14 protein-coding genes are annotated in these 24,805 nt (G+C 35.6%); 10 read left to right on the top strand and 4 right to left on the bottom strand.

What is annotated here, in order from left to right:
- The first annotated feature begins 8 nt into the window (after positions 1 to 8).
- The 3 genes from AAYQ19_RS21370 (at position 9) to AAYQ19_RS21360 (ending at position 5,009) form a co-directional block, all read left to right on the top strand.
- Positions 9 to 977: a family 43 glycosylhydrolase gene (locus AAYQ19_RS21370; RefSeq protein ID WP_343539184.1), complete on the top strand. Its 969-nt coding sequence runs from the start codon at positions 9 to 11 to the stop codon at positions 975 to 977.
- A gap of 25 nt (positions 978 to 1,002) precedes the next feature.
- A complete protein-coding gene (locus AAYQ19_RS21365) occupies positions 1,003 to 2,610 on the top strand; it encodes a glycoside hydrolase family 43 protein (protein WP_343539183.1) in 1,608 nt (535 codons plus the stop codon).
- Between the two features lie 386 nt (positions 2,611 to 2,996).
- Positions 2,997 to 5,009: an MGH1-like glycoside hydrolase domain-containing protein gene (locus tag AAYQ19_RS21360; RefSeq protein ID WP_343539181.1), complete on the top strand. Its 2,013-nt coding sequence runs from the start codon at positions 2,997 to 2,999 to the stop codon at positions 5,007 to 5,009.
- A 176-nt stretch (positions 5,010 to 5,185) separates the two neighbouring features.
- Here AAYQ19_RS21360 and AAYQ19_RS21355 read toward each other — a convergent pair whose 3' ends face one another.
- On the bottom strand, positions 5,186 to 6,217 hold the full coding sequence (locus AAYQ19_RS21355) for a LacI family DNA-binding transcriptional regulator (protein WP_343539179.1): 1,032 nt from the start codon (positions 6,215 to 6,217) through the stop codon (positions 5,186 to 5,188).
- Between the two features lie 392 nt (positions 6,218 to 6,609).
- On the opposite strand from AAYQ19_RS21355, the gene AAYQ19_RS21350 reads away from it, so the two are divergent.
- The 5 genes from AAYQ19_RS21350 to AAYQ19_RS21330 all read left to right on the top strand — a co-directional run bounded on the left by AAYQ19_RS21350 (position 6,610) and on the right by AAYQ19_RS21330 (position 15,743).
- The gene (locus AAYQ19_RS21350; RefSeq protein ID WP_343539178.1) at positions 6,610 to 9,630 is read left to right on the top strand and encodes a SusC/RagA family TonB-linked outer membrane protein; all 3,021 of its coding nucleotides are present in this window, start codon (positions 6,610 to 6,612) and stop codon (positions 9,628 to 9,630) included.
- A 19-nt stretch (positions 9,631 to 9,649) separates the two neighbouring features.
- Entirely contained in the window at positions 9,650 to 11,263 is a 1,614-nt protein-coding gene (locus AAYQ19_RS21345; protein ID WP_343539176.1) for a RagB/SusD family nutrient uptake outer membrane protein, read from the top strand.
- Positions 11,264 to 11,402: 139 nt separating this feature from the next.
- On the top strand, positions 11,403 to 12,944 hold the full coding sequence (locus AAYQ19_RS21340) for a sugar porter family MFS transporter (protein WP_343539174.1): 1,542 nt from the start codon (positions 11,403 to 11,405) through the stop codon (positions 12,942 to 12,944).
- Positions 12,945 to 12,951: 7 nt separating this feature from the next.
- Positions 12,952 to 14,535, top strand: coding sequence for a glycoside hydrolase family 43 protein (locus AAYQ19_RS21335; protein ID WP_343539172.1), 1,584 nt, complete (start codon positions 12,952 to 12,954; stop codon positions 14,533 to 14,535).
- Positions 14,536 to 14,606: 71 nt separating this feature from the next.
- Positions 14,607 to 15,743, top strand: coding sequence for a glycoside hydrolase family 26 protein (locus tag AAYQ19_RS21330; protein ID WP_343539170.1), 1,137 nt, complete (start codon positions 14,607 to 14,609; stop codon positions 15,741 to 15,743).
- A 55-nt stretch (positions 15,744 to 15,798) separates the two neighbouring features.
- Here the strand turns inward: AAYQ19_RS21330 and AAYQ19_RS21325 are convergent, their stop codons facing one another.
- The 3 genes from AAYQ19_RS21325 to AAYQ19_RS21315 all read right to left on the bottom strand — a co-directional run bounded on the left by AAYQ19_RS21325 (position 15,799) and on the right by AAYQ19_RS21315 (position 19,403).
- Entirely contained in the window at positions 15,799 to 17,289 is a 1,491-nt protein-coding gene (locus AAYQ19_RS21325; protein WP_343539168.1) for a phage tail-like protein, read from the bottom strand.
- Positions 17,290 to 17,328: 39 nt separating this feature from the next.
- Positions 17,329 to 19,131, bottom strand: coding sequence for a DUF8693 domain-containing protein (locus AAYQ19_RS21320; protein ID WP_343539167.1), 1,803 nt, complete (start codon positions 19,129 to 19,131; stop codon positions 17,329 to 17,331).
- 77 nt (positions 19,132 to 19,208) lie between these two features.
- A complete protein-coding gene (locus AAYQ19_RS21315) occupies positions 19,209 to 19,403 on the bottom strand; it encodes an Fjoh_0651 family PID-CTERM protein (protein WP_343539166.1) in 195 nt (64 codons plus the stop codon).
- A gap of 653 nt (positions 19,404 to 20,056) precedes the next feature.
- Between AAYQ19_RS21315 and AAYQ19_RS21310 the strand changes: the two genes are divergently transcribed.
- Both AAYQ19_RS21310 and AAYQ19_RS21305 read left to right on the top strand, forming a co-directional pair.
- Positions 20,057 to 20,341 carry a hypothetical protein gene (locus AAYQ19_RS21310; protein WP_343539164.1) on the top strand — a complete coding sequence of 95 codons (285 nt, stop codon included), beginning with the start codon at positions 20,057 to 20,059 and terminating at the stop codon, positions 20,339 to 20,341.
- An 80-nt stretch (positions 20,342 to 20,421) separates the two neighbouring features.
- The gene (locus tag AAYQ19_RS21305; RefSeq protein ID WP_343539162.1) at positions 20,422 to 24,801 is read left to right on the top strand and encodes a CusA/CzcA family heavy metal efflux RND transporter; all 4,380 of its coding nucleotides are present in this window, start codon (positions 20,422 to 20,424) and stop codon (positions 24,799 to 24,801) included.
- Positions 24,802 to 24,805 lie beyond the last annotated feature (4 nt).

Genomic DNA, 24,805 nt, shown 5'->3' with positions numbered 1-24,805 from the left:
AACATAAGATGAAAAATGTACTCTTTACCTGCATGCTTTTGGCATGGGGGCTTGCTTGTTGCGCTCAAGAAAAACCGGAAATGTACTTTACTGATACATCATCTGGGAATCCTGTAGCAAAAGATCCAAAGATAGTTTTCTTCAAAAAAAGCTATTGGATGTATTATTCGATTCCGGGAAAAGACATGTCGGGCTGGCACATTGGAATTGCGAAAAGCGACAATTTAAAAGATTGGAAAAAAGCGGGTGAAATCAATTCAGGTGCGGAATATGAGAAAAACGGATTGTGCGCTCCGGGCGCTTTGGTTAGAAATGACACGATTCATTTGTTTTATCAAACGTATGGAAATGGCTTAAAAGATGCCATTTGCCACGCTTATTCGACTGACGGAATTAATTTTAAAAGAAACGAAACCAATCCGATTTTTAGTCCAACAGGCGATTGGACTTGCGGACGTGCGATTGATGCAGAAGTAGTAGAATTTAAAGGAAAATATTTCTTGTATTTCGCTACTCGTGATGCTTCGTATAAAATTCAGAAACAAGGTGTTGCTTCGGCACCAATCAAAACCAATTTCAATAAAAAAGATTGGACGCAGTTGACAAATACTTCGGTAATGGAACCCACTTTAGATTGGGAAAAAAACTGTGTGGAAGGCGCATCTTGTATCCAAAAAGGAAAATATTTATACATGTTTTATGCGGGAGCTTATAACAATGAACCACAGCAAATTGGTGTTGCTAGAAGTACAGATGGAATTCATTGGGAACGAAATGGCGTAAAACCTTTTTTAGAAAATGGAAAAGGAGGAACGTGGAATTCCGCCGAATCGGGGCATCCTGATATTTATAAAGATCGAAAAGGGCAATATTGGCTTTTTTACCAAGGCAATAATACCAAAGATGGAAAATCGTGGTATTTGTCCAATCTGAAATTGAATTGGAAAAATGACGATTGGCCAACGATTCAGAACTAATATTTTTTTAAGTGAATTATAAAAAATGAAAAAATTAATCTCATTTTTTGCTGTCCTTATGCTTTTTTCTTGTGGCAGTAAAAAACAAATTATAGCAACTAATTCTGACTCAAAATCAGTTGAATTAGTAAATCCAGCTTTGCCTGGAGACAATCCAGATCCGTCGATTATTCGAGTTGGAAATGTGTATTACGCAACTTCGACAACAAATGAATGGGCGCCTTATTTTACGATCTACAAATCGACTGATTTGAAAAGCTGGAAACTCGTAAACCATGTTTTTCCTGAAGGATTCAAAGACATGAAAGACCAGTGGGGCGAAAATAATTTTTGGGCTTCAGAATTGGCTTACGATAAAAAGCAAAATAAAATTTACGCGTATTACACCGCTCACAACCGATTCACAAAAGGAAATCCGGGTTTGCAATGCGGAACGGCTTGGATTGATGCTTCTAAAATTGAAACGGGAAAATTTATAGATAATGGTCCCGTAATTATTGAAGATGATTGTGGCGCGATTGATGCTTTTGAAATGGAAGACAATGGCAAAATTTATGCTTTTTGGAAAAATGACGGAAATGGCTGTGGCAAAGAATCTTGGATTTGGATGCAGGAAATCAACGAAACCAGAACTAAATTATTAGGGACAAAGAAGAAAGTCTATACCAATAGCCAGCCTTGGGAAACCGCTTTAGTTGAAGGTGCGTGTTTCTTTAAATTCGGCGGTTATATTTATAGTTTATATGCCGTTGGAGGCTGTTGTGATGCACGTTGCAATTACAAAACCGGAATCGCGAGAACCAAAAGTTTAGAAAGCGGTGTTTGGGAAAAGTATCCTCAAAACCCGATTATGATCAGTAATGAAAAATGGAGATGTCCGGGTCACGGAACTGTAATTACAACCGAAGAAGGAAGATTGTTTATGTTGTATCATGCTTTCAACATGGATTATGATGTCTATGTGGGCAGAGAAGGTGTGATTGAAGAATTGGTCGCTGGAGAAGATGGCTGGCCAGTTTTAAGAAATAATATCACTGCAAATCGACCAAAATCTGAATTGGATTTTAGTGATGATTTTAGAAAAGATCAAAAACTGAATTTGGCATGGCAATGGCCTTCAAAAAAAGAAAGACCAGAATTGAATTTCAAAAATGGCTTGGAATTAAAAGCTTCGAACGAGAATCATAATTTGGGAACTTTTTTAGGACAATACATCAAGTCGGTTGATTTTACGGTAAATACTTCTGTAAAAGTTACTGAAGCTGAAACCGGAATTGCATTAGGCGGAGCGATTTACAAAAGTACTTGGCCGGGAGAATTAGGAGGAGTTGGAGTTTCAATTTCTAAAAATGGAATTAAGATTTTTAATAATTTAGAAAACGGTTATCAGGTTTTAAAACAAATGGACAAAGCTTTTTCTGGTGAAGTTGAATTGAAAATGAATGTTTTGGAAAAAGCCAAAACATTGGAATTTTATTATAAAGAGAAAAATTCGGTTTGGATAAAAATTGAAACAGTAAGTTTTAATCCCGATAAATATGCGCCGTGGGGAATGGGTTACAGAATTGGGATTGTTTCAAAAGGAGAAAACAGTTCCAGTATTTTTAATTCATTCGCAGTAAAAAATAATTAGATTTCATTTTTAGAAAATTTTAAAGCCGTTTTATTCTATTGAAACGGCTTTTTTTATTTCAGAAAAATCGATCTGCTGAAAAATCTAGTAAATGAGACTAATTCGAGAAAGATTGAGATTTTTTGTCTGACCTTAAAAAAATATAATCTCTTTATTTGTTGAACTATAAACCATTTTAACCAATAAAACTCTTTGTGTTTTTTTTTAAACACATAGAACATAGATTTTCTTTTTCTCTATGAAGTCGTTAGAAAGAAACTAGTTTCTAACACATAGCGTAATGTGTGCTATGTGAATTTAAATTAGTGAAACGCCTTTTTAAGTATTCAAAAACTATGATTCTATATGTTAAAACAAATTCAAGATGAGTTAAAGATTTTTAATTTATGCGACATTATTTTCTGCTGTTTTCTCTACTGATTACCAAGCCGATTTTGGCTCAAAAAAACGAAACCCATTTTATAGATTCCAATAAAAAAAGCATGTCGCATTATGGAAATGACAGCGATTGGTATTTGAAAAATATTCCGTTTTTTGAAATTTCAGACAAGGAAATAGAAGATGTATATTATTATCGTTGGGAAGTTTATAAAGCGCATTTGCGAAATATTGGCGATTACGGTTATGTAGTAACCGAGTTTTTGAATGCGATGAGCTGGGATCATAAGCCGTATAATACTTTGAATGCGGCAACGGTTTTTCATATTTATGAAGGAAGATGGCTCAAAGATCGTTTGTATATGAACAATTATATTGATTTCATGTATCAGCATGGCGGGAACAATCGCCGTTATACTGAATCCATTGCTGATGCGACTTATGCCAATTATTTAATCAATCGCGATAAAGATTTTATCATAAAACAATTGCCGTCAATGATGAAAATTGATGCCGATTGGCAAGATCATTACGATACTTCAAAAAAACTGTATTTTGTTGAACCCGTTATGGATGCCACAGAAAACACGATTTCCTCAATTGATGCCAGCGGAGGAACAGACGGTTTCACAGGTGGTGAGGGATTTCGACCTTCAATAAACAGTTATATGTATGCCAATGCATTGGCGATTTCTAAAATTGCTTTATTGAAAGGTGATCAAAAATTGGCAGAAAATTACCAGCAAAAAGCATTGGAACAAAAGCAAAATTTTCAAAATAATTTATGGAATCCAACCTTAGGGCATTTTACAGATCGCTTTAAAGTCAATAATGAATTTGTGAAATATTGGGATTTTATTCGCGGGCGCGAGTTGGTTGGGTTTGTGCCTTGGGTTTATAATTTGCCAGATGATAATCAGAAATACAATTCGGCTTGGTCGCGCTTGCGTTCGCCGGAACATTTTGGAGGTGCTTTCGGATTGAGAACGGTTGAACCTTCTTATCAATATTATATGAAGCAATATCGTTTTGGTCCAAATGGCGCAAAAGAATGCCAATGGAACGGACCAAGTTGGCCGTATCAAACAACTCAAGTTTTGTTGGGAATGGCGAATTTGCTGAACAATTACAATCAGAAAGAAGTTTCAAAAAAGGATTATTGGGAAATTTTGAAACAATATGCTGATCAGCATTATAAAAACGGAAAACTTAATATTTTAGAAAATTATTATCCCGACCAAAAAGGCGCGATTGCCGATTTCGACCAAAGAAGCGAGCATTACAACCATTCTGAATTCAATGATTTGATTATTACAGGTTTATGTGGCATAAGACCTTCGGAGGGAAACAAACTAGAAATTAATCCGCTTGTTACAGACAACGTGAAATATTTCTGTTTGGAGAACATTCGTTATCACAATCAAAACTTGACTATTTTATATGACAAAGACGGAAATCAGTATAAAAAAGGAAAGGGATTATCGGTTTATGTGGATGGAAAAATGGTTTTGAAACCTTCTGTTTTAGGAAAGAAGATCATTAATCTTTCGGGTTCTCCTGAAATTGATCAACCTTCAAAATCAGAAATCAATTTAGCAGTAAATATCAAAGGAAAAGATTTTCCTAAAGTGGCAACTTCAAATTCTGATGTAACAGCTTTAAATCAGCTTAATGACGGCCGAATTTGGTATTTTGATAATGTCAGAAATTATTATGAAATGAAAATTTCTGCAGGAAAAGAAAACTGGATTGAGATTGATTTTGGAACAACAAAAGAATTTCATAAAGCGGTTTTATCCTTTGTCGATTCAGCTGATAAAAAGATTATGGCGCAGAATTGCAATATTTCAATTTTAGATGAAAATGGGCAATGGAAAAGGATTTCTAATTCGGATAAAGTAATTGCAAATGCAACAAATGAAGTTTTGTTTGAGAAAGTGAAATCGTCTAAAATTCGTTTTTATTTTGAAAGCAAAACTCCAGATTCAACAGTGAAAATTGGAGAAATTGAAGTGTATTAGGTTTTGTTTTTAAACACATAGAAACATTGATTTTATTATAAAAAAGAAGATGGAAAGAAACTAGTTTCTAACACATAGTGCCAAAACTTCGGAATTGTATGCTATGTGAATTTAAATTAGTGAAACGCTTTTTTTATGCGTTGCCATAAACTATGTTTCTATGTGTTTAAACAAATTTATGCCGTAATTCTCTTGGTAGAATCACGTTCAATTAGACTTGCTTTTATGATTTTAGTTTCAAATTCGGCTTGATTTGATTCGTCGTTTTCAATTCTTTCAATGACTTTTTGAACTGCAATTTGCCCCATAAAAACGCCATGCTGACTAATACATGAAATAGAAGGTTTGCAATATTTGAACATTTCACTATTTGTAAAACCAATGATGGAAATATCGTCTGGAATTTTGTAACCTCGATTTTGAGCAATCGTCATTGATTCGACTGTTGAATATTCCTCAAGACCAATAATGGCATCTACTTTCTGATAGTCGAGCATCGTTTTGATTTCGGTTTCAAAATCATATTCTTTTTTAATCAGCGAAATCAGTTTTTTGTTTACAGGAATATTATAGTCTTCGTGGGCTTTCAAATAGCCATCAATTCTAAGTTTTACAATTCCGAGATAATCCAAAACCGTCACGATAGCAATATTTGTACAGCCTGTTTTTATTAAATGTTCTGTGGCTTTATAAGAACAATTAAAATCGTCAACAATAATTTTATCCGTATCCAAAGAATCAAAAACACGATCAAACATTACAACCGGTCCTGCATTTTTTATGAAGTTTTCAATATGAGAAACATGCTGTTTGAGTTGCGCTTCTTCGCATAAAGAAATGAGCAAACCGTCGATAATTCCGTTTTCTAAAAGATTAATTGAGGTGATTTCTTTTTCGAGTTTTCCATTCGAAATAATGGTAATCAAATTATAGCCTTTTTCGTTTGCGGTTTGTTCCATTCCGTTGAAAATCTGAACAAAAAAATGATTGAGAATCGTTGGCATAATTACGCCAATAGTTTTGGTCTTTTTGTTCAATAAACTTAAGGCAATGCTATTGGGTTTGTAATTGTGAAGTTGCGCGTAATTTTTGATTTTATTTTTTGTTGCAACGCTAATGTCATGGCTGTCGTTCAAGGCTTTAGATACCGTTGCGATAGAAGTATTGAATTCTTTTGCAATTTGTTTAAGCGTAATTTTTTTATTCATTTTTGAGATTCTTAGGCAATAAAATCAACAGCAAATTTTGTTTTTCATTGACTAATATACAATATAAATTAGGTTGTTTTATCAATTGTGTTTTGCTTTTCATAATTTTTTTTCGATGGAATACAATTGTAGTTAATTTCTTTAATATTTCATTTTTTATGAAAAATTTACTTAAACCTTTAAGTAAAATTCCAGCAAAATTTCGAATCAGTTTTCATGCCTTGTATTTACTGCATTTTTGGAATCTAGAATCAAATTTTTTCAGAAAGCCGATTTTTTGGATTTGAAGATTCCCGAAGTTAAAAATTAAAGTATTCCTATTTCACGTCTATATATTTGAACTATTAACAAAAAAACAACCAAAAAAATCCAAATTTAAAAAACCAGCATTTATGAAAAATTACTTATTCAAAATGGTATTGTCTGTTTTTCTTTTGATGACGGCAAACTCATTTTCACAAAATGTCTCAGGAACGGTGACATCGAGTACAGGTCCGTTGCCTGGCGTAGATTTAAAAGTTAAAGGAACAAACATTGGGACGACTTCAGATTTTGATGGAAAATTCTCGATTTCTGTAACGACAGAAACGGCAACATTAGTAGTGAGCTATTTGGGATATGAAACGAAAGAAGTTGCCGTTAGAAAAAATCAGCCAATTACAATTACTTTAGGCGAAAGTACAAATACTTTAGATCAGGTTGTAGTGGTTGGATACGGGCAAACACAAAACAAAAAAGCAGTTTCTACGGCAGTTGGAGTAGTTAACGCAGCGCAAATTTCAGAATTAGCTGTAAGCCGTCCAGAAGCCGCTTTACAAGGAACTACGCCGGGAGTTACGGTAGTTCAAACCTCAGGTTCGCCGGGCGCGCCGCTTACGGTGCGTTTGAGAGGCGCAGCTTCAGTTGGAGCATCGGCGCCTTTGTATTTAGTTGATGGGCAACAAGTTCCGAATCTGAATTTTGTGAATCCAGACGACATTAAAAGCATGAACGTACTTAAAGATGCTGCATCATCAGCAATATATGGTGCACGTGGTGGAAACGGAGTTATTTTGGTAGAAACCAAAACGGGAAGACGAAATTCGTCAAAACCTAGCATTACAATTGATACTTATACTGGTTTTCAATCTTTAGGAAATAAACCAGATTTGATGCAGAAAGATGCTTACGTTTCCTATTTAAATGATTTTAGAACCAAAAATCCAGGAAATGGAAATGTACTTACTCCAGCAGAAATCGCAAAATTACCAAACACAGATTGGTACGGAGAATTGTTTGAAACAACGCCAGTTTCTAGTTTAAGTGCTTCTGTTTCGGGCGGAGGAGAAAATTATTCATACAATATTTCTGGTGGACTTTATGACCAAAAAGGTATGGTTGGCGGAAACGAAGGCAAATCGCAATACACTAGAAAAAACGTAAAAATGAATTTTGAGACTGATCTTACGGCAAGATTCAATTTGAGTGTTGGATTGAATTTGGTTGATGTTGAACGCGATTATCTTTTTGAAAATCAATCAGGAACAGGAATTTCGATTATGAATTTCGTGAATTCGATTCCGGCTATTTATCCTGCTTTTGCTGATGGTGATTCTTCAGTTCCATTCGGAATGGGAAATCAGCAGGGAGTTGTTGTAAATGGCGTTTCATTACCAACGGTTGGAGCTGTTGCGAATCCGTTTTTAGCTTTGATTATTACCAATAATAAATCGGTTTCAGATATTACGACGGCAAATATTAAAGGAACTTGGAAAGTGACAGACGATTTTAAAATCACTGCAACTTATTTTCATTACAAAGACAACACATTCGACAAGCAATTTACACCAACTTTTGATTTTTCTGAACAAGGTTATGTAAATACAAATGCGACCTTGAAAGAAACTGTTTATTCCAACAAAATGACTCAGTTTGACGGAAATGGATCTTATAAATTCTCTAATTTAGGAAATCACAATTTAGATGTTTTAGCTGGAATGTCGGTTTACGAAACTTCTTTTGGAACAAGTTCAAGAAATGGAGTTGGCTTTTTTACGAATGATTTTGATTCAACCAATTTTGCTACAATCCGAAATCCATCGGGAATAACATCTGCCGTTCCTTATGCGTTTGACACTGCTTTAGTTGGTTTTTACGGAAAAGTAAATTACGATTATGCACATAAATATTTATTGTCTGGAACATTAAGAGCAGATTCATCTTCAAATTTTGGATCAAATAATAGAACAGGGATTTTTCCTTCAGTTTCTGGAGGTTGGGTTATTTCTGAAGAAAGCTTTCTACATGATACAAAATGGATGAATCTTTTAAAACTTCGCGCAAGCTGGGGTATCAACGGAAGTGATAATATTGCGCCGTTTCAATATTCTGCAATCTTGAATTCAGGTTCGGGAACAAATTTTGGTGGAGAAAATGTTTCAGGTTTGACACCAGCATTCTTGCCAAATCCAGATGTAAAATGGGAAGAAGTGGCTCAGACAAACTTTGGTTTAGACATCAATGCTTTCCATAATTCATTCGGATTGACATTTGATTATTACATCAAAAAAACCAGCGATATGTTGATTCCAATTGGAGTTCCTCTTTTCTCTGGATATCCTGCGCCAGCAACGAATATTGCGGATATGGAAAACAAAGGTTTTGAGTTACTGCTTTCATACAGAAAAAAATATGAAACTGGATTTTCTTGGGATATCTCAGCAAATTTGGCTCAAAACAAAAACAAAGTGACAAGCTTAGGAAACAACGGACAGCCATTGACGGGCGGAACAGGAACTTTTGTTTTCAATGATCCAATTACGTTGACTACAGTTGGACATTCGATTGCTGGATTTTATGGCTATCAAGTGGAATCTATTGCAGCAGATGGAACTTTAGTTTACAAAGATAATGATGGAGTTCCGGGAATTACAGCGGCTGACAAAACCTATATCGGAAGTGCTCTTCCTGATTTCACTTATGGCGTTAATCTTGGCGCAGCATATAAAAACTTCGATTTCAATGCCTTTTTGTACGGTTCTGAAGGAAATGACATTTATGATGCGACAATCAGAACGGATGCTGGTTACTCAAACAGAAAGAATTCATATTCAACAAATGGCTTGAAAAACAATTTAGGTTTTGGTTTGACAGATTCTCAAGTTTCTGATTTTTATGTGAAAGATGGTTCCTTCTTAAAATTAAAAACAGTGACTTTAGGATACAATCTTCCATCAAGTTTGGTTGACAAATTGAAAATGGACAAATTCAGAATCTACGTTACAGGTCAGAATTTATGGGTAAGCACCAAATACGACGGAACAGATCCTGAAATTGGTGAATCTGGGGCAAGCAATTCTCTGGATATGGGAATCGACAGAGGATTTTATCCGCAGGCGAGAACAATTTTAATGGGTTTACAAGTTAAGTTTTAATGTCAAATAAAATTTCGTTATGAAAATTAAATATATAAAAAGTAGTGTTTTAGCATTTATGATGTTATTGATGCTCAACAGCTGTTCTGATGATTTCTTGACCATCGAACCAACAACTCAGTTGACGGCAGATGCCATTCAAACCGATTCGGATTATGAGGCTTTAGTAAATGCGGCGTATGATCCTTTGCGTTGGCAGGTGGACGGTGCGGCGACTAGACATATGTATCCGGTAATGTTTCAGGATATGCGCGCGGATAATGTGGTGTCACAATGGGCAACATTTTGGGTTGCGGGTCAGGCTTTTGACAAAAACCCGATTCAGACCAACAATCCAAGCGTGGAGGGAATGTGGAAAAAATGGTACACGATGATTTCAAGAGCGAATACTGCGATTGGTGTTATTTCTGAAACTCAAAAAATAAAAGATGAAGCTTTTAGAAATCAGTTGATTGCACAAGCGAAGTTTTTGCGCGGGTTTGCTTATTTCGAATTGGTAAAACATTTTGGAGGAGTGCCTTTGATTACGGAATATATAAAAGATGCTTCGTATAATTTCAAAAAGCCAAAAGCTACAGCTGTCGAGGTTTATGTGCAAATCGAAAAAGATTTATTAGACGCAGCACAAACTTTACCGACAGTTCCAACGAAGAAAGGAAGAGCTACAAAAGGTGCCGCTTATGCTGTTTTGGCAAAAGCCAATTTGTACCAAAAAGATTATAATGAAACGGTTAAATACTGCGAAGAAGTAATGAAACTAGGTTATTCATTAGAAGAAAAATTCGAAGACAACTGGGATTTGAGCAATGAATATGGAAAAGAATCTATTTTCGAAATTGGCTACATCAGCGGTTCTTTATACAATAATTTCGAAGGAGGACAGAGTTATTCGAATCAAGGTTCATCTTCACATCAAATGTTTGGTTTCTTGTTTAATAGTTCTGTTGGAAATAGCGCTTTTGGAAATAGTGTTCCAAGGCAAGAATTGATTGATTTTTATGATGATTCAGACCGTAGAAAAGAGTATACTTTCATCACGCCAAAAACGATTGTTAGAGGTGGAAGAGGAGCAATCTCATGTAATTGCAGTACAAATCCAGACGGCTCAATTAATTGGAGTACCGAAAGTCAATGGGTTTTCGGAACAGATACGTACAATTATTTCTGGCCTGTTGGTACTCCAGCTTTCAAGTCAAAAGCGAGTATGTATAAATATTGGATTCCGCCTGCAGTACAAGACGGTTTGCAAAACTATGCAGATTCTCCATTAAATGAAAAAATCATTCGTTATGCTGATGTTCTATTAATGCATGCCGAAGCGCGATTAATGGGAGGAACTGGAATTTTAAGCGGAGCTAGTTCATTTAAATTAGTAACCGATAGAGCTTATGGAGCAGGAAATCCGAAAATTCCAGCATATACATTGCAAGGTGTTAAAGATGAAAGAAGAAGAGAATTAGCAACCGAAGGCTGGGACAGATATACTGATTTAGTGCGTTGGGGAGATGCTAAAACTGCCCTTGAAGCTGTTGGAAAAGTATTTACAGTAGGAAGGGATGAATTACTGCCAATTCCGGCATCAGAGATTCGGCAAGTGGGCGCGAGCATTTTAATTCAAAATCCTGGATATTAATTAAGTTTATAGTTAATTTCATGTTAGTTGTGGTTGAGCTGTGTGTAAGACAGCTCAACCTTTTTAAAAATTAATTAAATTTCGAGTTTCTAAGTTCTCCTCTGAAACTATTATGAAATAAAAACAACCGTAATTTTAAATGAAAAAATCAATATTTGCAGCTTTTGTAGTTTCTTTAGGAGGATTTTTGTTTGGTTTTGATGCAGGAATTATTTCTGGAGTAATGTCTTATGCTGGTCCTGAATTTAATTTGAATGACTTTCAAACGGGTTGGGTGGTAAGTTCGCCATCGTTTACAGCTATGTTTGCCATGCTGATTTCGGGGCGTTTGAGCGATAAAATAGGAAGAAAGAAATTATTGATTTTGGCTGCATTTTTATATGCATTATCCATTGTTTTATCGGCTTATAGTTTTTCTTATGAAATGCTTTACATTGCCAGAATGATTGGAGGAATCGCTTTCGGAATTGCCCTTGTCATAGCACCAACATATATTGCAGAAGTTTCTTTGGCAGAAAATCGAGGAAAGTTAGTTTCGATTCAGCAACTCAATATTGTGTTGGGATTTTTCGCTGCATTTTTGAGCAATTATTACATCAATTCTTTATATACTTCAGGCCAAAGTAGTTTTTTGACAGAAGACAATGTTTGGCGTTGGATGCTAGGGATTGTAATTATTCCGTCGATTTTGTATTATGTCCTTTTGTTTTTTGTGCCTGAAAGTCCGCGTTGGCTGTTTATTCAAAAAAGAGATAATGAAGCCAAAGAAATTTTGATTGCCATGCATGGTCAACAAAATGCAAAAAATGAAGCCGAATCTATTTTGGAAAGTTTGAAAGAAGAAGATCATCAGAATAACGAAAAAGTAAAAATTAAAGATCTTTTTAAACCTTCATTAAAATTTGTTTTTACTGTTGGATTGGTGATTGGCGTTTTACAACAAATTACAGGAATCAATGCGATTTATTTTTATGCCACTTCGATTTTCAAACAAACCGGAATTGGAAATGATGCTTCGTTTTCATCGGGAGTCTTGTTGAGTTTCATTACGGTCGCTTTCACAATTGTTGCCATGTTTTTGATTGATAAAATGGGACGTCGTCCGTTGTTATTGCTTGGTATTGCAGGAATTGCAATCAGTATGGCATTATGTGCCTACGGATTTAATGAAGCGAAATATCAGCTTTCTTCGGATAAAATTGCTCAATTAGATTCTTCTTTAAAAGAAAAATTAAACCCAATTGCAGATAAAGTTTATGAAACAGATATTACGTTTAAAAACGAAATGAAATCGCTTTTAGGCGATCAAGTTTATGCAAAAAATGAAGGGACAATTCTGGAAATGGCAACGCAAATGAACGCCGTTTTGGTTTTGGTTGGCGTGATGGGATTTATTGCTTGTTTTGCTTTTTCGCTTGGTCCAGTGATGTGGGTGATGTTGTCAGAATTATATCCAAATCGTTATCGCGGTTTAGCAATTGGTGTAATTGGTTTTGTAAACGGATTTGTGAGTTGGATCGTTCAGCAGGTTTTTCCTTGGGAATTATCGAATTTGGGAAATGCCATCAGCTTTTCTATTTTTGGCGGAATCGCGTTAATCGGATTTTTTGTTTTGTATAAAATTCTTCCGGAAACCAAAGGAAAATCATTGGAACAAATTGAACTTGATTTTGTAAAATAAGATGGATATGATTCAGAACCCAATTTTAAAAGGTTTTAATCCCGATCCTTCTATTTGCAGAGTTGGAGACGATTATTACATTGCGACATCAACATTTGAATGGTTTCCCGGCGTGCAAATCCATCATTCAAAAGATTTAAAAAACTGGAAAGTCATCACGCATCCGTTGAACCGAATTTCACAACTTGATATGAAAGGAGTTCCTGATTCCTGCGGAGTTTGGGCGCCTTGTTTATCGTATAAAAACGGAATTTTTTATTTGGTTTATACCAATGTAAAATCCTTCGACGGCGTTTGGAAAGACACTCCAAATTATGTGTTAACCACAAATGATATTTTAGGCGATTGGAGTGAACCTGTTTATTTGACGTCGGCGGGTTTTGATGGCTCTTTTTTTCATGATTCGGATGGAAAAACCTGGTACACAAACATGCTTGTGGATCATCGAAAAGGAAAGTTTTTTGGGGGAATCGAGCTTCAAGAATATGATACCAACAAACAAAAGTTGATTGGAGAAATATTCTACTTGACTTCAGGAACCAATTTAGGATTTACCGAAGGACCGCATTTGTACAAAAGAAACGATTTTTATTATTTAATTCTTGCCGAAGGCGGAACAGAATATGGCCACGCAGAAACGGTTATGCGTTCCAAAAACATTTCAGGACCTTATGAACCACATCCCGAAAATCCTATTTTGACGGCAAGAAATGCTCCAGAATATGAATTGCAAAAAGCCGGACATGCTTCGTTTGTTGAAACACAAAATGGAGATTGGTTTGTCACATTTTTAATCAGCCGACCTTTGACGGTGCAAGGAAGATGTATTTTAGGAAGAGAAACCGCAATCGAAGAAATTATCTGGAACGAAGATTGGCCTTACTTGAAATCAAAATCGAATTTGCCGAGATTAGAAATTCCGTTTTCGGGTTTAAAAGAAGTTGTTTTTGGCGAAAGCCCAGAAAGAGAAAATTTTGATTCGACTAAACTTCCCATTGATTTTCAAACTTTGAGAATTCCGCAATCAGAAGAATGGATCTCACTTACAGAACGTTCTGGGTTTTTACGTTTAAAAGGAAAAGAATCGCTCACATCAACACATACACAAGCTTTGGTGGCGAGAAGATTGCAACATTTTAATGCTCAAATTACGACTTCGGTTTGGTTTGAACCTACAAAATTTCAGCAATTGGCTGGTTTGGTTTTGTATTACAATACAGGCCATTATCATTATTTGCATATCACAAAAAATGGAAATGACAAAGTGCTTTCTATTGTAAGCTGTTGCAATTATTTGATTATTGAACAAAAGGAAATAATTGTTGTTTCGGGAACTGCAGAAATTTTGTTACGAGCAAATATTAATCGTGACGAATTGCAATTCAGCTTTAGTTTAAATGGAAATGACTTCAAGAATATTGGCGAAAAACTGGATATGAGTATCTTGTCAGATGATTATGTTCGGGACGAAAGCGAGCGCTATCGACCTGCTTTTACTGGATGTTTGGTGGGATTGTGTTGTCAAGATTTAGCAACGAATTCAGTTCATGCTGATTTTGATTGGTTTGAATATAAAATTTTAGATTGTTGATCATAGATTTAGATTTCTGAGAATGGAAAGTAGAAGCAAGAAGCAAGAAAAAAGATTTTAAAAATTGAATTATGAAATTAAGATATATCGCGATTATTGGATTTTGTTTTTTGATGTTTAATTGTAAACAAAGTTCTTCTAATGAGAAAGCTAAAGTTGCCGAAATCAAAGAGCAAAAAAGAGCCAAATTCGAACCTGAAGATGGTGAAGTAATTTTGTTCATTGGTCAAGAAAATGATGCTTTGGGCGGAACGGAAAAAGATAAAAACGGTTATTTGGATCATTTTCCAGCACCAGGTGGCTTTACAATGTACACGGATATTATGCCTGGAGTAACAGAGGAATTTGATGGGCATTCGTTTACTTATACAGGTTTGAACGGAATTTACGAAATCGTAGATTGGGGTGACGGACCCGAAAATATGTCTTTGCAATTGAATAGTCCTAATTTTAAAAATTCAGCTTTGGCAATTGGTTTGGCGATAATTGATTCGGAAGAAAAAATTGCGAGTGGTGAATTGGATCCTTATATTCTAAAAATGGGTAAGTTTTTTAAAAGCTTAGGAAGACGTCCCGTTTTCCTCCGAATCGGATTTGAATTTGATGGGCCTTGGAATCGGTATGAAAGAGGTGCTTATATTAATGCTTTTAGACATATTAAGGATAAATTGGACGAACAAGGTGTTACAAATGTGGCGTATGTCTGGCAATCAAAAGGTTTTGAAAGCACTTTGAAAAATCTGGAAGAATGGTATCCTGGGGACAATTATGTAGATTGGTGCGGTTTTTCATTTTTCAACAATTATAGACAGGAAAACATGATTGCTTTCGCGAAAGCAAAAAACAAACCCGTTTTTATTTGCGAAGCGGCACCAACGTCAACCGATTGGGAAAAGGATCCAAAAGGGAATACCGGACTTACCAAACAAATGATTTTATCGAATCCAGAACAAGCTGAAATGGCTTGGAATGAATGGTTTGTTCCATTTTTTAAAGTCATAAATGATAATCCAAAAACAGTAAAGGCAATCAGTTACATCAATGCGAATTGGAAAGACAAACCGAGATGGAAAATCAATCCAACTTTTAAAGGAATTGATTCCAGATTGCAATTGAGCGATTTCATCACCAAAAAATGGAATGAAGAAGTTGGAAAAGATAAGTATCTGAAAGCTTCACCCGAACTTTTTGATAAATTATATAATTGAATATTTTGAAGATGAATAAAAAAAGTGCTACTAATTGTAGCACTTTTATGTTTTATTATCTTGCCGTTAAATTGAGAGAAATTGTTGAGATATTTCCGGTTCCGTCATAGCGTTCGGCCCATATTTCAATATAATCATTAGTTTTAAGCTGTACAGTTCCTACAATAGGCAGGGCTAAGATTCCAGCTGAAGCTAAAAAACCTGTAGATGGTTTGCCATAAACTTTCGTGTCAGTCAAGACAACACCATTTTTAGCAAAATAGAGTATTAATGTTATATCAGAACCACTTGCTTGATAAGACATTGAAGCAGTAATCTGAAAATATCTGGTTTTGTTTCCTCGGTAAGTTATCCTGTTATTTCCATCTTTTGTAAAACGAAATAAACTATTTGAAGTAGTTGTACCGAGTAATTTAGTTCTGCTCGCTGATGCCGTTCCCGTAAATGTGGTGGCAACACCCGTACCAACTACGGCATCTAAATTTATATCACCAGTTGCATCGCTGTCTCCCTCTCTAGGAATCCCTGGCGCATCTACAGTCCAAGCCGTGCTGAAATTATATCCAGGATAGGTTGATGCGGCGGCGTAGCCTTTTACATAACCTGTAGGTGCTGTGGTTGTTCCTGAAAAAACGGTACCAAGTAAAATACCTGTTCCAACAGTTAATCCGCTGGTGCTGACATCCAAAGCTTGATCAGCTCCATTAACAGAACTAAAGCCACTGCTTTTTTGTATTAAACCAAAAGTACCAGTCATTGTTTCGAATGTCCCATTATTGGTATTAAACCAAGCTTGATTATTTAAAAGGAGGTTTCCAATATTGGTATACGTAATACCACTTGTATTATTGATGAATTGAATAATATTTCCAAAATACAGTCCTATATTCGAGATGGTTCCTACATTTGTTGTCATACCGTCCACAATTACATTTTGAACTAAAAAGGATGATGCAGTTGAAATTCCAGGTCCGTTAATGTCAAAAGCTCTTGCTCCTTTTAAGGTTAGAAATCGAATACTTCCACCAGTATTTCCTTGAAAAATAGTTCCTGATGATTGTAAAATATCTTCATTCGCATCTAAGCCGGTAACGTAAGCATTATTTATATTTATTGGAGCCGCAAGTGTGATTGTTCCGTTTATTTCATATAAAGTATTTGTGTTGAGTAAATAACTCGACCCGCCTCCAGCGGTTAATTCTGGAGCCAAATCGGCTGCTGATTTTACCAGTTTATAGTTGTTTCTTTTGATGGTACTTTCAATAGCCATTCTTGTCCAAGTGCTTGTTGTTGTATTGTAATAATAAAAGGCTTTATCTGTGGTATCATATACTAACAAACTTTCTGCAGGCGTGGTGATGGCAGTTCGTTGTGCCGTTGTCATTCTTGGAGCTAATAATCCTTGAGTGGTAGAAGTTATATCTAATATCGAACTGGCGTTTGGTGTAACAGTTCCAATCCCGATTTGAGCTTGAATTGTCAATGTTAAAAAAAAGAAACCTAGAAATAACTTTATATGATGCTGAAAAGTAGATTTAATGATCATAATATATAAGATTAGTTTGTTATTAAAATTGTCATCATTTTATTTTCCCGAATTAGAAATAAAAACTTTCTGGGTTATTTTTTGATTGTCATCGGTGAGAAATTCTGTAATATATATTCCCTGACTTAACCCGTTGGTTGTAAAACTATAATTGGAGTTTGCTGTTAAATCGGTTTTAGAGAACACTACTTTTCCAGTCATGTCATATAATTTGAATGACTTTATAACAAGCAAATTCGGATTTGAAGCTTTTAGAGTATTGCGTTCATTGTCTTGATAAATGACAAATTGATTTAAAACTTCATTATTGTTTGGTGTACTTAAGGTATGATTCGTAAATGCGATTTTAAATCGATCTGTATATGTTCCTGGCGTAACGGCAACTTCATAAGTTCCGGTTTTTATATTATGATACGATTGATCCAGCGCATCATAAATAAAAATGTCTTGAGACGAATCAAAATTTATAATTTCAGGAATAGAAAATTTTAAGGTTGAATTTGCTGTTGCTTTAACAATCAACGCAATTTTTTTCTCAGGACTAAAATTGATTCCTTGAATAATGTAATTGGCATCACTCAACCAAAAATTGACATCATTAGGGAGATTTGCAGTAAGGTTTAAAGCGTCAATCCCAACATCAACACCATCAGTCGCTTCAGGAAGAAATGCCAGTGCCAGTTGTCTGGTAAATTGATTGTTGATTATGGCATTTAATCGAAAGTAAGAAAGAGGCGCAGGTTCTTCTGTTTCCTCATTATTTTCGGTTTCTGTTTTTAGGGTATGTTTTTCAAATTGGGAAGAACCGACAGCTTCTTTTAAAAAGACCCGATGAGAATTTTTAAAAGTAACGGTTCCATTAGATCTTCCATTTAATAAAAAACCTTGGCCAATAGGAGCATATCTTCGTAAAACTGCGGTCCCAGTGCCTGATCCAGGTCCTGGATTTACAGTGCCATCTTGTTTATAAGAACTAAAAGTTGGCGGGATATAAATTCCTTCAGAAGTTAAATTGATAGGAGAGTAAGAGCCATATCCTCCACGATAATCGCTTAAATAATGTGAATTTACGCTTTTGTCTTGTTGCCAAAAATAAGCAACTCCACCAGTAATTGCAGCGTTTGTTGGATCAAGAAGAAATGCATTTAAATGCAGCGCAGATGGATAAGGATTACCCGTCAAAGTTGCATTGTTAAGTCCTAATGTAACGATGATGTTCCCATCATTGGGTTTTCCTCTAAAATCATATCGTTGTGCACTTCCAGGATTATTCGTTATACCGGTTCCTTCTGGATCGAGCGGATCTGTTCCGCTGGTACCTTTCATGGTAAATCCTTCACCTGCTGCTAACGTGGTCGCACCACCTACAAATATCCATTGTGAATAATTGTTTGCATTGACTAATTTATAAATCCATGATGAAGCAATTGCCAGCGGATTTGAGGTTCCATCATAACTTCCCGACGGAAGTATGGTTGCGGTTGTAGATAAAGTTGAACTGGTTGGACGATTGAGCATTGAAATTCCAAAATTTTCATTGCCAACAGTTGCCGATGCATTGCCAACAGGCGAGCACCAATAATTATAATCAAAATTATCAGAACTCCCTTCTTGAAAAACCGATAAAGTTCCTAATCCTAAATTTCCAGAAGTCGTTGTGGTGCCTTGAACCAACTGCGAATTGTTCCGAAGATATAAATTAGAATTTGATGCTAGATTGATATTTTGTTTAACGTAGAGTACTTGGTTTTTGGCATACATATAAGCATTAGGACTGAAGTAAATCTGTGAAAAAGATGTATTTGAAATGCTTATTAGAAATAGAATAATTATTTTTCTCATAACTCATTTTTTAGAATTTTTAATCTTTTTAAAAATTTTCATGTCGGATTTTTTAAGAAATAGAGAAGGGGTTCAGTTCATGATTTTTTCTTAATCATTACCAATAAACCAAATACAATTCCGGCAGTAAATAGAATGGCAGTCCCTTGTTCAATAGTTGCAGGAGGCGGATCTGGAAGGCCTGGAGGTGGTGGCCCGCTTCCTTGAGCCAAAGTTTTGATTGGTAGATGAACTAATAGAACGATCAAATAGGTTAATCTTTCAACTTTCATAAAATTTAATTTGAGGCGTGAAAAAAAAATTTAATGCAGTTATTATTTCAAAAGAAATTGGCAAAAACAGAAACGGTATTTCTTAAGAAATTGTAGATAAATAGCCACATTTATTTCAAATCTACTTAAAAGAAATCTGTAAGATTTTGATTCGGAAATATTTAACTAAGTCTTTTCTTATAATGCAAAACGCATGAAATAAGGGTAAACAATTGTTAAAATTTTAGATGCTGAAAATTGATTTTTGAATATTTGAAAATACATTAAAGTCTTATTGAGTGAGGGATTCCAGAATGATTTATTTAAATCGTTTCTTAAATTTTGATGGAGAAAATTGAAAAGTGAAAAAATGTAGAATTTTCCTAAAACATGGAAATTGTATAAAGTTCAATTATAATTATATAAAAAAACCTTAGTCTTCCATTGAAGTTTTTATAGGTAAAATCTTAAAAAATAATAAAAACAGAAACAATCCCAAAAACATCAATTTATAAATGACAAAGATTTAACAGATAAGTCTTGTGGTAAAACTGTAATCTTAATATTTTTGTGCTGTGCGAAAAATTTCCCTGTACATATTAATTCTTTTGATCAACTTTAATAATTGTTTTTTTGGACAATTATCCAAAGTGCCTGTACTTGTACAACATTTTATGGAACATCAGGAAAGATCGAACGGACAAGGACTTGCCTTTACTGATTTTATCGCCATGCATTACTTAGGTCAGGACATCAACGATAATGATGATGAACGTGACATGCAACTTCCTTTTAAAAAAGTTGATCCGCACTCGCAACATATTGTTTTTATTCCAAGCCGAGTTTATACTTCTACATTACACATAATTCCATTAGATTCGCATTTTGTAAACAATTACAAGGCAAATCCTCATACAAATCCTTATTTAGGAAGTTTGTTCAGACCTCCAATTGCATAATTCTTTTATCGGAAGTTAACAATGCCATGTAGTTTTAGACCGCGTGAGTATTGCATTTTACTATTCCCAAAAAAGAAAATATGCTTAATAAAATCATTCAGTTTTCAGTTCATAATAAACTGGCAATTGGGATTTTTACATTGCTGTGGATTATCTACGGCGTGTTTGAAGTAACCCGTTTGCCAATTGATGCCGTACCAGACATCACAAATAATCAGGTACAAATTATAACCACGGCTCCGTCATTAGGAGCCGAAGATGTGGAGCGTTTAATTACTTTTCCAATTGAACAAGCGGTGAGTAATATTCCGCAGTTAAAGGAAAGCCGTAGTATTTCAAGATTTGGTTTGTCGGTCGTTTCAATTGTGTTTGATGACGATACCGATGTATACTGGGCGCGCCAGCAAGTAACCGAGCGTTTGCAGAAAGTCGAAATTGACGAAAATGCCAATATGCCCGAAATGGCACCTGTAACTACAGGATTAGGAGAAATCTATCAATATGTTTTAAAACCGCAACCTGGTTACGAAAGCAAATATTCGCTAGCCGATTTACGAACTATTCAGGATTGGACAGTGAGAAGACAGTTGCTTGGAACTCCTGGAATTGCTGATGTTTCAACCTTTGGAGGAAAGTTGAAACAATATGAAGTTGCTGTAAATCCTGCCCGATTAAAAGCGCAAAATCTAACAATTAGTGATGTCTTTAATGCTTTAAGCCGAAGCAACCAAAATACGGGAGGCGCCTATATAGAAAAAGGCCCAACAGTCTCTTATATTCGAAGTGTTGGTCTTGCCAAAAAGATTGAAGACATTGAAAATATTGTCATAAAAACTACACAAGCGGGAACTCCGGTTTTGGTTAAAAATGTTTCAGAGGTAAAATTGTCTTCGGCAATACGTTATGGAGCTTTAACTACAGATGATATTGGAGAATCGGTTGGGGGAATTGTGATGATGCTGAAGGGGGAAAACGCCAGCAATGTTATCGAAAACGTAAAAACGAAAGTCGCCGAAATCGAAAAAATACTTCCCGAAGGTCTTAAAATAGAGCCTTTTTTAGATCGTACCAAAATGGTGGACAATGCCATAGGAACGGTTGAGCATAATTTGATGGAAGGGGCATTGATCGTGGTTTTAGTGTTGGTTTTGTTTCTAGGAAATTTACGAGCTGGACTTATTGTAGCTTCTGTAATTCCGCTAGCGATGCTTTTTGCGATTATTATGATGAATACTTTTGGCGTAAGCGGGAACTTAATGAGTTTGGGAGCGCTTGACTTCGGACTTATTGTAGATGGCGCTGTTATTATTGTTGAGGCCATTTTGCACCATATGCATACTTCTAAAAAATATAAATCGATAGACAGCATTTCTCAGGAAGAAATGGACAAGGAAGTTTCAGGCTCGGCTTCGCAAATGATGAACGCGGCGGTTTTTGGCCAAATCATTATTCTGATTGTTTATTTACCCATCTTATCACTTCAAGGTATTGAAGGCAAAATGTTTAAACCAATGGCTCAGACTGTTGCGTTTGCCATTTTAGGAGCTTTTATATTATCGCTAACGTATGTGCCAATGGTGAGTTCGCTTTTCATCAGCAAAAAAATAAGTCACAAACTTAATTTTTCTGATCGTGTGATGTTGCGGTTAGAAGGTTGGTACGAAAAAGCGCTTACAAAAGCATTAGCTATTAAAAAGAGTATTGTTGTTACAGCCGTTGTGCTGTTCGGATTTGCCGTATTTTTATTCGGATTGATGGGAGGCGAATTTATTCCGCAATTAGAAGAAGGCGATTTTGCTGTCGAAACCCGATTGCTCTTAGGAACCAATCTTTCGACTACAACAGAAACGATTGTAAAAATTTCAGCATCATTAAAAAAACAATATCCCGAAGTTAAAAAAGTAGTTTCCCGAATCGGTAGTGCCGAAATTCCAACGGATCCAATGCCAATTGAAGGTGGCGATATGATTATTGTTTTAAAAGATAAGTCAGAATGGACAAGCGCCGAATCTTTCTCTGAATTAGCAGAAAAAATGGCAAAAACCGTTCAAGAAGTTGCACCGGGCGTTACGACTGGTTTTCAGTTCCCAGTTCAGATGCGTTTCAACGAATTAATGACTGGTGCTAAACAAGATGTCGTTTGTAAAATATTTGGTGAAGATCTGGACAAACTAGATGAATATTCAGAGAAACTTGGTGCCATAAGTAAAACTGTAAAAGGAACAGCCGATTTGTATGTCGAAAAAGTAACCGGAATGCCTCAAATCGTGATTGACTACAATTGGGCAGAAATGGCGAAATATGGCTTGTATGTTCAAGATATTAATAGAACGGTAAATGCCGCTTTTGCTGGAGCCGTTGCCGGAAATATTTATGAAGGCGAAAAACGTTTTGATTTGGTTGTAAGAGTTGAAAACAGTGGCCGACAGGGAATTGAAAATGTTAGGAATCTTTTAATTGCGACGCCATCAGGAACTCAGATTCCGTTGTATCAAGTGGCTTCAGTTCAGGAAATTGAAGGTCCGAACCAAATTCAACGTGAAGATGCTAAACGTAGAATTATCGTTGGATTTAATGTCCGAGGACGCGATGTACAAAGTATCGTAAACGAATTACAACAAAAAGTCAATGCGCAAATCAAAATGGATCCCGGTTATTATATTACGTATGGAGGTTCTTTCGAAAATCTGCAACAAGCAAAAAGCCGACTTGGAGTTGCTGTTCCAGTGGCGTTATTGATGATTTTCGCTTTACTTTATTTTGCCTTTAAATCATTTAAAGAAGGAATTATCATTTTTACTGCAATTCCGTTATCGGCAATTGGTGGTGTTTTTGCTTTATGGATGCGCGATATGCCGTTTAGTATTTCAGCAGGAGTTGGATTCATAGCTCTTTTTGGAGTAGCGGTTTTAAACGGGATTGTATTGATATCAGAATTTAACCGAATCCAAAAACAAGGAGAAATCACAGATCCTTTTGATGTTATTATCACAGGAACTAAAAACCGACTTCGTCCAGTATTAATGACTGCTGCAGTAGCTTCTTTAGGATTTTTGCCAATGGCACTCAGCAATGGTGCAGGTGCAGAAGTACAGCGTCCTTTAGCGACTGTTGTAATTGGTGGATTGGTGACTGCTACATTATTGACTCTTTTTGTACTTCCGGCGATTTATTTGATGACGTACAGTATGAAATCTTTTAGAAAGAAAAAGAAAATGAAAAACATCTCAACAATTATAGTTGCGCTATTTCTGTTAAATGGTTTTAATGGAATTTATGCACAACAGACAGAAAAAATTTCGCTACAACAAGCTATTGAAATTGCTCTTAAAAATAACAGTAGAATCAAAGCAGCGAAATTCAATGAAGAATCGAAAACGTTTTTAAATAAAGCTGCTTATGATCTTCCAAAAACACAAATTGATGCCGATTACGGACAATTTAATAGTAGAATGAATGATACACGTTTTGGAATCAGCCAGACGATTAATTTCCCAACGGTATATTCTCGCCAGAAAAAAGCCTTTACAGCTGGAGCTGAAGCCGCAAAAGCACAAAATCAATTGACACAACAGGAAGTAAAATCCTCGGTTCGTAAATTATATTATGAATTGGTTTGGTTGAACAGCAAACGTGATCTTCTACATTATGCAGATAGTATTTATCGTTTGATGGAAGAAAAATCACAACTGCGATTTAAAACTGGAGAAACGAATGTTTTGGAGAAAAGTGCTTCACAATCAGCAAGGCAGTTTTATACCAATCAGCTGAATATGCTGGAACTTGATGTGGATATTGCGCTTCGTTCGTTTAATGCTTTGTTGCAAGATGACAAACAATACGCACCACAAAAAACAAATTTAAAAATGGATTCAGGCCAACTTTCGGAAGTTAAAAATACAGATGAATTGCCGATGACAAAAATTTGGAAACAAGAAGCCGAAGCTGCAAAATGGCGTTGGAAAACTGAAAAAGCGAGGTTGATGCCAGATTTAAATTTTGGTTATAATAATTTGAGTATTACAGGTTTTCAAAGCAATGCAGCAGGTGAAGAAGTGTATTATGGTTCGGGAGATCGATTTAATTATATCACAGCAGGAGTGAGCGTGCCTTTGTTTTTTGGTAGTCAGTCTGCCAAAAGCAAAGCTGCAAAAGCGGAATATCAAAACTTGGAAGCACAGTCAGAAGCAGTAAAAATTGAAGTTTCGACGCAAATACAAAATGCTTCTAAAGAAGTTCAAAAATACAAACAAAGCCTGCAATATTATGAAAGTGAAGGACTGGCAAATGCACAAACTATTATTGATGCGGCGAACAGTCAGTTACGCAACGGAGATATTGATTATCTGCAATGGGTTTTGGTCGTAAATCAAGCAATTACGATTAAGAATGAACATTTGGATACGGTAAATAATTACAACAAGGCTTTGATCACCTTGCAAACGATAACAAACTTATAATGCA

The sequence above is a fragment of the Flavobacterium mesophilum genome (assembly GCF_039581405.1).
GTDB lineage: Bacteria > Bacteroidota > Bacteroidia > Flavobacteriales > Flavobacteriaceae > Flavobacterium.
Note: the sequence above shows the minus strand (reverse complement) of the source record. Positions and strands in the feature narration are given on the sequence as shown.